General features: G+C 60.3%; 6 protein-coding genes. 3 read left to right on the top strand and 3 right to left on the bottom strand.

Features of this window, described 5'->3' with window-relative positions; genetic code table 11:
- Positions 1–704: 704 nt before the first annotated feature.
- Both H559_RS21215 and H559_RS0101125 read left to right on the top strand, forming a co-directional pair.
- Positions 705–1,727, top strand: coding sequence for a VirK/YbjX family protein (locus H559_RS21215; RefSeq protein WP_051278792.1), 1,023 nt, complete (start codon positions 705–707; stop codon positions 1,725–1,727).
- Between the two features lie 137 nt (positions 1,728–1,864).
- A complete protein-coding gene (locus H559_RS0101125) occupies positions 1,865–2,356 on the top strand; it encodes a hypothetical protein (protein WP_028451160.1) in 492 nt (163 codons plus the stop codon).
- 161 nt (positions 2,357–2,517) lie between these two features.
- Here H559_RS0101125 and lysS read toward each other — a convergent pair whose 3' ends face one another.
- The 3 genes from lysS to H559_RS0101140 form a co-directional block, all read right to left on the bottom strand.
- Complete coding sequence (gene lysS, locus H559_RS0101130; RefSeq protein WP_028451161.1) at positions 2,518–4,020, bottom strand: lysine--tRNA ligase; 1,503 nt, start codon at positions 4,018–4,020, stop codon at positions 2,518–2,520.
- Positions 4,021–4,089: 69 nt separating this feature from the next.
- Positions 4,090–5,193 carry a peptide chain release factor 2 gene (prfB, locus tag H559_RS0101135; RefSeq protein ID WP_028451162.1) on the bottom strand — a complete coding sequence of 368 codons (1,104 nt, stop codon included), beginning with the start codon at positions 5,191–5,193 and terminating at the stop codon, positions 4,090–4,092.
- 80 nt (positions 5,194–5,273) lie between these two features.
- Positions 5,274–9,917 (bottom strand): NAD-glutamate dehydrogenase, encoded by a 4,644-nt coding sequence (locus H559_RS0101140; protein ID WP_028451163.1) that lies wholly within the window; start codon positions 9,915–9,917, stop codon positions 5,274–5,276.
- Between the two features lie 206 nt (positions 9,918–10,123).
- Here H559_RS0101140 and H559_RS0101145 point away from each other — a divergent pair, with 206 nt between their 5' ends.
- Positions 10,124–12,352 carry a DUF1631 family protein gene (locus tag H559_RS0101145; RefSeq protein ID WP_028451164.1) on the top strand — a complete coding sequence of 743 codons (2,229 nt, stop codon included), beginning with the start codon at positions 10,124–10,126 and terminating at the stop codon, positions 12,350–12,352.
- Positions 12,353–12,451: the final 99 nt, after the last annotated feature.

Here is a 12,451-nt window from a genome sequence, read left to right on the forward strand (position 1 = left end):
ATTTGCGTATCCTGTTTGGCTAGCTGTCCTCGGGATTATGACGAATCGGTGATTGAACATCTTCGCAGTTCATCAGGACCGCATACTTCCCATTTACCTTCCCCACTAGAGATATGGGGTAGGACGTGTCACCGTCATCCAAGGAGATACGCACCTCCATGTCTTGGTTTCCGAAAGAGCGAAGCTCAGCAATCAGCTGCTCAACAGTCTTGCCTTTGTTTTTCCAGTATGAATTAGTCATTTCAACTCTAAATTTCGCCTAACTGGCGATAAAAATTATGGCAAAGCCGCGAGGTAGGTACGATTAGCGTAGCGTAATCGTACGTATGCATTTTCACCGCTGACTGGAACCATCCGTTACCGCCACAATCCGCTGGCTATCCAGCCGGAAACAAAGGCACGACGCTGATTTGTCGTGGCTTTCCTTTTCGCAGCTTGGACATGCGTACGATTACGCTACGCTAATCGTACCTGCCGTGGTGTGCAAGCGCATTATCCGCAAATTTCGCGATATATCTGTCCTTCAAACAATGCAGCGCCCACGAGGCAATGCGCTTTTCCGTCAGCAAAGCCCATTCACATCTTTTCACACTTCCTCACCGTTTTGCCATGCCTGCGCGGCGCGTGCCGGCAAGAATCTCTGCCGTGGCGGGCGGCCTTTTGCTCCTGCCATCAATGGTTCGCCGGCAGGCAAGGGATGGCTTATGGAATGGGACTGGGAAGCGGGCAAGCGGGATGGGTTCGGGCAGTGGTTCGATGATGTGCGCTGGGCTTGCCGCATGCGCTTTGCAAATGGCGATGTGCGCCTGCACCGCAAGCTGCGCCTGGTGTTCAGGTCGCTGCTGCAACCGCGCAGCAGTGCGCGCTGGTTTGCCTTTCTGCGCCATTCGCCGCTTTCCGCCGTGCTCGGGCGCGAGCCGGAATTCATCGAGCGGGTGCACCGGCCATTCTTTGACTGCCGCTTGCCGGCGGATGCCGTGTGCGATGTGCTGATCGGGCATTTCCGGCATTTTCATTCGCGTTTCCGTGCCGAGCAGGCCGCGGCCATCATGCGCGGCGAGGGTATCGAGCTGGCGCGTCTGCCCGGCAAATCCGGCGAGTCATGCCGTTTGCTGCTCAACCGCTTTGGCAAATTCGACAAGGAAGGCGGGCTGTGCCTGCAGCTCGTGACAGCGGACACCTGGCTGCAGGCGCTGAGTTTCAGCCTGGTGACGCGCAATGGGCAGACCGGGCTGCTGATCGGCGGCATGCAGGGAAAGAAGGACGGACGCGAGCTGATCAGGGCGGTGACACGTGATCTGCATGGCATCCAGCCGCGCTTGCTGTTGCTGGATGCGCTACGCGATGTGGCGCGGGTTTGCGGTTGTGCCTTCATCGACGCCATCGCCAGTGAAAACCATGTGTACGCCTCGCCGCGCTATCGCCATCGCCATCGCAAGGACATCCGGCTGGACTACGAGGAAGTCTGGCTGGCCGCTGGCGGAATCAGGCAGGTGAGTGGCCACTTCAGCATTCCGCTCGCCAGGGAATGCGTGTCCATCGCAGACCGCCCGGCGCGCAAGCGCGCCGAAGACCGGCGACGCGGCGAGCTGCAGGAAAGCCTGCAGCGGCAGATCCAGGCCAGCCTGCAGCAGGCGCTGCTCCCTCGTGATGTGGCTGGCACTGCCAACCGTCCGAGCCGGAGCGGCATGACGGAGGTGCATCACGCTGTTGCGGTGTCCGCTTGAGCGTCGGTGGGTGTTGCATTTTGATGATCTGCCGGTGCTGCGTCAGGCGTGCGCTGCTTTGCCGCTGTGGGCCCATGGCATAATTCAGGCTGGTGAAATCAATCAGGCGCCGGGCCCCGGCGCGGTCGGGAGTGCTTATGCCACGGCAACGCATCATTGACGAGCTGGTCAACGCCTACGGGCTGGCCGAGCATGACATCTACCTGCTCAGCCTGGTGCCGGTGATCGAAACCATGTGGGCGGACGGCAAGCTGCAGTCGGCCGAGATCGGTATCCTGAACGATTACGCCATCAACTGGATGTCGCACCTGGCCAGCGCGGCCGATGGTGAACTGGTGGTCGACGCCGCTCAGGTGAATGCTTTTATCGAACGCTTCACCCGCGAGCGCCCCGAACCGGCCCTGCTGGCCGGTTTGTCCGAGCTGGCCTTCGAGTGGATGAAGGCTTCGCCGCAGCTGGTGAGCAACTGCGGCAAGGATCGCGAGCTGTACGATTACTGCCTGGACATTGCCGCCGCGGCGGTCAGTACCTATCCGTACGACCGCCGTGCCCGCATCATCGAAGCTGAGAAAGCCGTTCTGCACCGGACGCTGCAGGCGCTGGGTTTGGGTGGTACTGCAGCACGGTAGAGCAGACGGCATTGCACCAAATGAAAACCGGCATCGTGTGATGCCGGTTTTTTGCAGAGCTCAATGCGGGTAACACTGGATGTGACAAAGCCGACACAAGGCCGGCTTTGTTGGGTATTGCTCTATAGCCCCTTCAAGAAAAGGGCCAGGGCTGTATACCCTTAGTCCTCACGGCGCATTTGCGGGAAGAGGATGACATCGCGGATGGTTGGCGAGTCGGTCAGCAGCATGACCAGTCGATCAATGCCGATGCCGCAGCCGCCGGTCGGTGCAAGGCCGTGCTCGAGCGCGCGGATGTAGTCGGCGTCGAAGTGCATGGCTTCGTCGTCGCCGGCATCCTTCAGGTCAACCTGTGCCTGGAAGCGTGCGGCCTGGTCTTCCGGATCGTTCAACTCGGAATAGCCATTCGCATGCTCGCGGCCAACGATGAAGAGCTCGAAGCGCTCGGTGATGCCGGGTTGCGTGTCGGATGCGCGCGCCAGCGGCGAAACTTCGGCCGGATAATCGACGATGAAGGTCGGCTCCCACAGCTTGCCCTCGGTGTTTTCTTCAAACAGGGAGAGCTGCAGGCCACCGATGCCGTCAGTGAGCACCGGCTTGCCACCCAGACGGGCGATTTCGGCTTTCAGGAAAACGCGATCGTTCAGCTGTTCGTCGGTGTATTCCGGGTTGTAGTGCTTGATCGCGCCGGCAATGGTGAAGCGCGCGAAGGGCTTGGACAGGTCAACCTGCTTGCCCTGATATTCGACGATGGCGTGGCCGGTGGCTTCGATCGCGCAGGCGCGAATGATGCCTTCGGTCATTTCCATCATGCGCTGGTAATCGGCATACGCTTCATAGAATTCGACCATGGTGAATTCCGGATTGTGGCGTGTGCTCATGCCTTCATTGCGGAAGTTGCGGTTCACTTCGAACACGCGCTCCAGACCGCCCACCACCAGACGCTTCAGATACAGCTCCGGCGCAATGCGCAGGTAAAGCGGCATGTCCAGCGCGTTGTGGTGCGTGGCAAACGGCTTGGCCGTGGCGCCGCCCGGGATCGGGTGCATCATCGGGGTTTCGACTTCCAGATAGCCCTCGTTCACCATGTACTCGCGCAGGCGCTGCACGATCTTGCTGCGCTTGATGAAGGTGTTGCGCGACTGCTCGTTGGTGATCAGGTCGACATAGCGCTGGCGATACTTGGTTTCCTGGTCGGTGAGACCGTGGAATTTTTCCGGTAGCGGGCGCAGCGATTTGGTCAGCAAGCGCAGCTCGGTGACCTGCACCGAGAGTTCGCCGGTCTTGGTCTTCATCAGCGTACCCTTGGCCGCGATGATGTCACCCATGTCCCAGGTCTTGAAGCTGGCGTAGACGTCTTCACCTACCGAATCGCGGCTGACGTAGAACTGGATGCGGCCAGCGCCGTCCTGCACAGTGGCAAAGCTCGCCTTGCCCATCACGCGCTTGAGCATCATGCGGCCGGCAACGCTGACCGCGATGGCCTTGGCTTCCAGCTCTTCCTTCTCGACTTCACCGTATTTGGTATGCAGGTCGGCGGAGAGGTGCTCGCGCTTGAAGTCGTTCGGGAAGGCGACGCCTTTTTCGCGGATGGCGGCCAGCTTGGCGCGGCGCTCGGCGATGATCTGGTTTTCGTCTTGCTGGATGATTTGTTCGTCGGACATGGGTATCTGCCTGCGATTCTTGATTTGTAAAGGTTACAGGCAGATACCCTGGCATCTGCCCCGAATGGTTTAGACGCCCTGTTTCAGGCTGGCCTCGATGAAGCCGTCCAGATCGCCGTCCATGACGCCCTTGAGGTTGCCGACTTCGTAGCCGGTGCGCAGATCCTTGATGCGGCTCTGGTCGAAGACGTAGGAGCGGATCTGGTGGCCCCAGCCAATATCCGACTTCCCGGCTTCGAGCGATTGCTGCGCTTCCATGCGCTTCCTCAGCTCCAGTTCGTAGAGCTTGGCGCGCAGCATTTTCCAGGCTTCGTCGCGGTTCTTGTGCTGGGAACGGTCGTTCTGGCACTGTACGACGGTATTGGTCGGGATGTGCGTCAGGCGCACGGCCGAGTCGGTCTTGTTGATGTGCTGGCCGCCGGCGCCGGAGGCGCGGAACGTGTCGGTGCGTACATCGGCCGGATTGATCTCGATTTCGATGCTGTCGTCGACTTCCGGGTAGACGAACACCGAGCAGAACGAGGTGTGGCGGCGCGCGTTGGAGTCAAACGGTGAGACGCGCACCAGGCGGTGCACGCCGGTCTCTGTGCGCAAAAAGCCGAATGCGTAGTCACCGGAGAGCTTGATCGTCGCGCTGGTGATGCCGGCCACTTCGCCAGCGGATTCTTCCAGCACTTCAACGTCAAAACCCTTGCGTTCGCCATAGCGCACGTACATTCTGAGGAGCATTCCGGCCCAGTCCTGGGCTTCGGTGCCGCCGGCGCCCGACTGGATGTCGATGAAGCAGGGGCTCGGGTCCATCGGATTGTTGAACATGCGACGGAATTCGAGCTTGGCGATGCGCTCTTCAAGCGCAGCCAGATCTTCTTCGATCGCGGCAATGGTGTCGAAATCGTCTTCGGCACGCGCCATGTCGAACAGCTCGCGGCCATCCCGTACGCCATTGCTGACATCGTCAAGCACCACGACCACGTCTTCGAGCGCTTTTTTCTCGCGGCCGATTTCCTGGGCTTTTTTCTGGTCGTTCCAGAGTTCCGGGTCTTCGATCAGGCGCACCACTTCTTCGAGGCGGTCGACCTTGGTCGGATAATCCAGATAGCGCTTCAATTCTTCGGCGCGCTGGCCGAGGTCATCAAACCGGTTTCCGATCTGATTGAGCTGTTCCGCTTCCATGCAGTTCAGTCCACTTTATCTTGCAAAACCGCCGATTATACCAGCGTCGCGGCCGGCTGGCTGCACTGCTTTCCGCATGGTCATGCCAGCAGTCGTGCGCGCAATTCGCGCAAGGCTGCCGTGATCATGGCAAGGTCGGGCGCTTCATCGCGCAAAATGGCAAACAGGCGGCTGATCTTGTCCAGTGCATCGTTGCGTTGCGCAAGCCAGTCTGCGGTATCCGTATCCTGTGTCGCTGTCAGGGCCAGCTCGGCGTGGATGCGGTGCAGCTCGTCGCGAGCTGCCAGCCTGGCCAGCGTTTGCCAGCGGTTGCCGCGTGGCAGCGCCTCAATCATGCCCGACAACCAGGCAATGTCGAGCCGCCGGTAAAGCGCCAGATAGGCGAGGCACAGCCGGTCCATGTCCTCCTGCGCCGCTACTGCTGGCATGCGGTGCAGCAATTCCATCAGCCCTAGCGCATGTGGCAGGACATGCTGCACACAACTGACGCAGGGAATGGCGTCTTGGTCTGGCGTGCTTTGCCGCAGAGAGGCGAGAAGCTGCGGCCAGAGCGCTTCCTGTGCGTTCCCCAGCGGCGGGTGCTGCAGCAGCCAGCGCGCCAGTCGTTCGGTGTGGCGGCGTACCGCGAGCAGCAGGCGTGTCTGTTCTTCACCGCCGAGCAGCTGGCTGTGCGCTTCCAGCTCGCCGATCAGCGAAGGACTGTCGAGTAGCGCTTCAGCCTGCAGCAGGGCGGTGATGACGCGCTCGTCCGGCGTTTCGGTTTCCTCTGTGAGGCGGAATACGCAGCTCAGGCCGTAGTTGTTGATGATGCGGTTGGTGAGAACTGTGGCGATGATTTCGCGGCGCAAGGGGTGATTGAGGATGCGATTCGAGTAACGGGTGGTGAGCGCCTCGGGGAAATAACCCAGCAGATTGCCTTCCTGGCTGGCGTCGTCGGGCAGGGCGCTGGCCAGTAAAGCCTGCTTGAGCACGATCTTGGCGTAAGCCAGCAAGACGGCCAGTTCGGGGCGGGTCAGCGCCTGCCCGGCCTGCAGGCGGGTCTGCAGAATGCTGTCGGACGGGAGGTATTCGAGCCGGCGTGAAAGCTTGCCGGTGCTTTCGAGGTGCTGCATCAGGCGCTGGTGTACCGGCAGGAGCGATGCGCCCTGCGCGGCTTCCAGTGCGAGCGCGAGTGTCTGTGCGGCATTATCAGCCAGCACCTGTGTAGCGATGGTGTCGGTCATGCTGGCCAGCAACTCGTTGCGCTGCTTGATGGTCAGATCGCCATCGCGCACCACGCCACCGAGCAGGATCTTGATGTTGACTTCGTGATCGGAGCAATCGACGCCAGCCGAATTGTCGATGGCGTCGGTGTGGATGCGTCCGCCATTGAGTGCGTATTCGATGCGCCCCATCTGGGTGAAGCCAAGGTTGCCGCCTTCGGACACCATCCGGCAGCGCAGGTCACGACCGTCGATGCGCACCGCGTCATTGGCGCGATCGTTGACTTCCGCATGGCTCTGGCTGCTGGCTTTGACATAGGTGCCGATGCCGCCATTGTAGAGCAGGTCGACCGGGGCTTTGAGCAGCTGCTGGATCAGCTGGCTTGGTTCGAGTTCGCTGTCATCAATGGATAGGGCGCTCCGTATTTCATCAGAGAGCTTTATTTTCTTGAGATTACGTGAATATACCCCGCCGCCTTTTGAAATCAGCGCAGGCTGGTAGTCTTCCCAGGACGAGCGAGGGAGCAGAAAAAGGCGTTGCCGCTCGGCAAGGGAAACGGCCGGGTCCGGATCGGGGTCGAGGAAAATGTGCCGGTGGTCAAAGGCAGCCAGCAGCCTGATCCGGGGCGACAGCAACATGCCATTGCCAAAGACATCGCCCGACATGTCGCCAATGCCGACCACGGAAAATGGCTGGGTGCGCGTGTCATGGCCCAGCTCCAGAAAATGGCGCTCGACCGACACCCAGGCGCCGCGCGCGGTGATACCCATCTTCTTGTGGTCATAGCCGGCCGAACCACCCGAAGCGAAGGCGTCATCGAGCCAGAAGCCGTACTCCTGGCTGACTGCATTGGCGAGATCGGAAAAGCTGGCCGTCCCCTTGTCGGCAGCGACGACCAGATAGGGGTCATCCGCATCACGGCGGCGCAGCGACGGTGGCGGAATCACGGTGCCTTGCTGCAGGTTGTCGGTCAGGTCGAGCAGGGCGCGGATGAAATCCTGATAGCAGCGCTTGCCGCACTCCAGCCAGGCTTCGCGCTCCGTGGGCGGATTTTTGAGCACGAAACCGCCTTTCGAGCCGACCGGGACGATGACGGTGTTCTTGACCATCTGCGCTTTGACAAGGCCCAGGACTTCGGTGCGGAAATCCTCGCGTCGGTCCGACCAGCGCAGTCCGCCGCGTGCAACCCTGCCGCCACGCAGATGGATGCCTTCGAAATCGCTGGCGTAGACAAAGATCTCGAACAGCGGAACCGGCTGCGGCATGCCAAGCACCCTGGCGGATTCGAGCTTGAACGCGAGGTAATGCTTGCAGCCGCCATCTTTGCCGCGCTGGAAGAAATTGCTGCGCAGGGTGGCTTCGATGGCGGAAAGGATACTGCTCAGGATGCGTTCGTCATCGATATTCGGCAGGGCCATGCATTGCTGTGCTATTTCTTCGGCCAGCAGGTCGGCAACTGCATCCTGCGGGTTGTCCGGCGAGTGACGCAGGCGAAACAGTAGCGCCAGCTGGCGAGATATGCTGGCGTGCTTGAGCAGGGTGTCGGCCAGAATGTCTGCCGAATACTTGAGGCCAAGCTGCTTGAGGTAGCGGCAATAGGCGCGCAATAGCCGCACATCGGGCCAGTCGAGGCCGCTGAGCAGCAGGCGGTTGAAGCTGTCGTTATCCGCTAGTCCGGCAAAGGTAGCGGCAAACCCATCCAGAATGCGCTGGCGGTCCTCGGCGTTCTCCAGTGAAGCACCGGCAGGCAGAGCAATGCCGATGTCGATGACCCAGGCGCAGCTGCCATCTCCGGCATTCACGGCATGCGGACGTTCATCGAGCACCTGCAGACCGAGATTCTCCAGCAGGGGCAGGCAGGCGGAAAGCGTGATGGCATGCGCATGGTAGAGCTTGATTCGCCAGTGCTGCCTGTCCAGCGGTCCGGCCGGGTGCAGTGTCAGCTGGAGCCTTTGCAGCCGGCGGGCCGCCTCGACATGGGCAATGTCGTGGACAGCAAGCTCAGGGGGGTGTTCCGAACAATAGGCGGTGCTGAATGCATGCTGGTATTTCTGGAAGAGGCGGTTGCCGTCTTCTTCGCCATGACTGGCAAGCAGTGCCTGCAGCAGACCATCCTGCCAGCGCTGGGCAATGGCTGTGATGCGTTGCTCGATACTGGCGGCTGTGCTGGCAGGGGCCGGCGCGCCGGGCTTGCGGTGGACGAGAAAATGAATGCGCGCCAGCGGGCTGTCGCCCATCGTGACACTGAATTCGACACGGTCGCCATGCAGCTCCTCGCGCAGCAGTTCAATCATTTTCTGCCGGATGTCGGAGTTATAGTTGTCGCGTGGCACATAAACCATTACCGAGGTATAGCGCTGATAGAGGTCATCACGGAAAAAAGCCCGCACGTGCTGTCGTTCATGCAGGCCCAGAATGCCAACTGCGATGCGGGCAAGATTTTCGGTGTCGATTTCGATGAGTTCGTCGCGCGGATACGTATCCAGTATGTTCAGCAGTGCCTTGTGGCGGTGACCACTGCCGTCCGCATCAAGCTGCTGCATGACTGCGCTGATTTTCTGCCGGATGATCGGAATCTGACGGGAAGGCGTGTTGTAGGCGCTGGCGGAATACAGCCCGAAAAGTCTCAGTTCGCCAAGAAGGACACCTTGCCCGTCAAAGCGCCGCAACATGACAAGATCAAGATAGGCCGGTCGGTGAATGATGGAGCGACGCTCTGACTTGGTCAGCTGGACCGGCCTGTCTGCCGCATAGGCCAGTTGGCGCTGCTCGGTGCTCAGGTGCTGCCAAACCCGAGAAACAGTACTGGCAGGACTTGCCGAGATGATGCCAAGTGCGGAGTCGGGGATGATGTCAAGCCCGTCCTGCTGCAAGTGGTAATCCCTGCTACCGAGAAATACAAAATTGCCGGCGAGCAGCCAGTCCAGGAATTCCGCGGCTTCCAGGTGTGCGGGCGCGAGGCGCTCACGTTCGGCTTCGACCCGGCGTACCATGGCGGGCCAGTCCCTGACTGCCGTGGCAAGTGCGTCGAGGGAGGAACGGATTTCCTGAGCCAGCTGATCCATGCGTGCACCGGAAATACGGTCGACTTCGAAATGCATCCAGGCTTCGCTGCGGCTGCCGGCCATGTTCTCCTGCAGGGCGCCGGATTCATCACGTATTCCTTTCATGACCGGATGGATAAGGAGGTGCACCCGCAGTCCTTGCCGGGTAATGGCCATCGACACGGTATCGACCAGAAAAGGCATGTCCGGAACAACGAGATCAATAACGGTGTGCTTGCCCTGCCAGCCATGCTCGGCCAGGTCCGGATTGCTGATATTCAGCAGGTGGTCGCCCGTATTGCCGGGGTGATCGGCAAGCCGCACATGCATGAGAAACAGCGCAAGCCACTCGTCGGGTGTGCGCAGTGGTACATCGGACTCTGGCAGGTCCTTGAAATAATTCTGCAACCACCGTTGCAGGGAAGGCGTATCCTGACGGGAGGTCAGGCCATACAGGGTGTCTAGCAGAGCGGGCATGGCTTTTCCTCGTGTTACAGGTTTGTTGTTGAAATCTAGGCGGGGCGGGACTTGGCGGCAAGCCGTGTTGGTGACTATGGCATTCCTGCCACAGCAGACGGGATGCGGGACTCACCTGATTGACGGTCAAGCCAAATCGTATTAACTTATGCTAATATAGGATGTGAGCATATTAATCGGTGCTCTTCCCAATCAGGGAGTTCCCCATGAACCTGCAACCCTCGCAGTCCGCCGAGATTTCCGCTCACAAGCTCAACATGCTCGTCTCCGACCCGATGCTGGCGGCGTGCCGCGACCTGGCGATCCAGTTGCTGAGCCAGTCGCTGGAAGGTTTTTTCGTCAAGCTGGAGCAGACCTACCTCGAGCTCGCTGACAAAACCCATGATCGCAACCTGCGCGATACCTATTTCGCCGCCCGCGCGGAAATGCAGAAAAAACGTGCGTTGCTTGCAGACGAATTCCGGGTCTGTTTCATCGAAGCATTCAATGCCCGCCTGCTCCACAATCAGGCCGAGCAGGCCAAGGCCGCCTTCTACAAGGTCAGCGCGCCGGAAACCAAGCTGGCACTGGTTGCCAATGAGGAATACGAAGAAAACCTGTCGGCCACCAATCTGGCTCAGACCTTGAAATCCGATGGTGGTGAAGAACTGCAGCAGCTCGAGCAGCGCTTTGCGACACTGATCTCCCCGGATGAAAGCAACGCCAATCCGATGAGCCCGGAGGCAATATGCGAAGCATTCCTGACGGCCTGCCGACAGCTGGAAAGCGGGCTGGATGCGCGCCTTGTTGCACTGAAATCATTCGAGAAAGAGCTTTCTGGGCAGGTGGCCCAAGTCTATCGCAGCGTCAACCAGTTCCTGATCCAGCAGCATGTCGAGCCCGTCGCTGTTCGGGTGAAAAACCCGAATCAGGGTGGAGGGGCGCGTAGCTCTGCAGCTAACGCTGCCGATACCCCACCCAAATTACCGCAACAAACGCAGGCTGCGCAGGAGATAGCAGCGCCGGCAGGCGATGCTGCACCGACGCTTGCTGGCGGAATTGCCCAGGCGATTTTGCCCCAGCTTGCCGCGCATTTTTCCGCGCTGGAACAGCTTGAATTCGGTGAGCAGGAAGCCCCTGCTACGATTTCTCAGCAGCCGCCAGCCTGGCTCGATTTCCTGAGCGCCCTGCAAAAACGCAGCATCCCTTCTGGCCAGAGTGTGGATTCGAACGCGACTGAAATCATGCGCGATCCGCTGGCTGGCCGAAATATGGTTGCGATGCTGCGGGCAACGCCGTGGGCGAAGAAACTGCCGCAGGTCGACGGCATGACGCTGGATCTGGTGGCGCTGCTTTTCGAGCACATGTTCAATGACGAGCGCCTGCCGGCTACGATCAAGGGCCTGATCGGCCGTCTGCAGATTCCGGTTCTGAAAGTGTCCATGCTCGATGGCAGTTTCTTTTCCCGGAAGAATCATCCGGCACGCCGCCTGCTCGACTGCATTGCCGATGCCGCGCTGGATGCGCCCGACAAGATGGAAGCCGGCGACGAGCGTTTTGAAAAACTGGCAACCGTTGTGGCCTGGGTCGTGGCGCATTTCGACGACAACGTCGAAGTGTTCGAGCTGGCATTGCAGGAACTTGAAGGCTATCTGGCGTCCGAGCTGAAGGAGCTGGAAGAGCAGACCGCGTCTGCCGCTCAGGAATTGCTGGACAAGGAAGTCAGCGAAATCGGGCGGGTTACCGCTGATACCCTGGTTCGCGTACGTCTGAGCACTCGCGAAATGCCCCCGCTGGTGGCGGATTTTCTTGCCCATGTCTGGCGCGTTGCGCTCGAGAAGGCATACGGACTGGAAGGCGAAGCAGACCCCGTTTTTGCCGGACGCTTGTCGGCCATGGATCAGCTGATCTGGAGTGTGCAACCCAAGTCCGGCCCCGAGGAGCGCCTCAAACTTGTCAATATCCTTCCCGAGATGCTCAGGACACTGGAAGACGGTGCCCGGGTTGCCGACTTTTCCGAGGAGCAATGCCGCGCCTTTTTCTCCGAACTGGTGCATTGCCATGCGGCTGCCATCCGTGCTGGCCTGAAGGCGCAACCCACCGAGGACATGCTGGATCTGGCTGTCCCCATCCTGCAGGAACAGGTTGCCCTGCTGCCGGAGCCGGAGCCGGCCCCTGCGCTGGCTCCTGTGCCGCAGGATGTCCTGCCGCAGCGGGGCGAATGGGTGGAGTGGGGCATGGAGGGCGAAGACGAGATACTGCGCTTGCGCGTATCGTGGATCAGCCCGCAGGGCACGCGCTTCCTGCTGACCAATCGCAGCGGCGGCAATGGCAAGACACTGCTCAGGCACGAACTGCATGCCGCATTGAAGAAGGGGCTGATTCGCCGCCTCAATGCGGATGGCAGCCTCACCGACCGCGCGCTGGATGGCGTCCGGCAGACCCTCGCCGCCTGATCGTCCACGAAGTCGCTGGAGCGCTCGGCCTGCGTCCTGCGCATGAGGTGACGGCCCAACCACGTGGTTGCCGCTCTGCCAGTGCTTGCTGTCAGCTTC

It is taken from the genome of Chitinilyticum aquatile DSM 21506 (assembly GCF_000430805.1).
Lineage (GTDB): Bacteria > Pseudomonadota > Gammaproteobacteria > Burkholderiales > Chitinibacteraceae > Chitinilyticum > Chitinilyticum aquatile.

Bases quoted from the DNA above. Each gene is read 5' to 3' on its own strand.
- H559_RS21215 (WP_051278792.1), top strand. From the start codon at position 705: ATGGAATGGGACTGGGAAGCGGGCAAGCGGGATGGGTTCGGGCAGTGG.
- H559_RS0101125 (WP_028451160.1), top strand. From the start codon at position 1,865: ATGCCACGGCAACGCATCATTGACGAGCTGGTCAACGCCTACGGGCTG.
- prfB (WP_028451162.1), bottom strand. From the start codon at position 5,193: ATGGAAGCGGAACAGCTCAATCAGATCGGAAACCGGTTTGATGACCTC.
- lysS (WP_028451161.1), bottom strand. From the start codon at position 4,020: ATGTCCGACGAACAAATCATCCAGCAAGACGAAAACCAGATCATCGCC.
- H559_RS0101140 (WP_028451163.1), bottom strand. From the start codon at position 9,917: ATGCCCGCTCTGCTAGACACCCTGTATGGCCTGACCTCCCGTCAGGAT.
- H559_RS0101145 (WP_028451164.1), top strand. From the start codon at position 10,124: ATGAACCTGCAACCCTCGCAGTCCGCCGAGATTTCCGCTCACAAGCTC.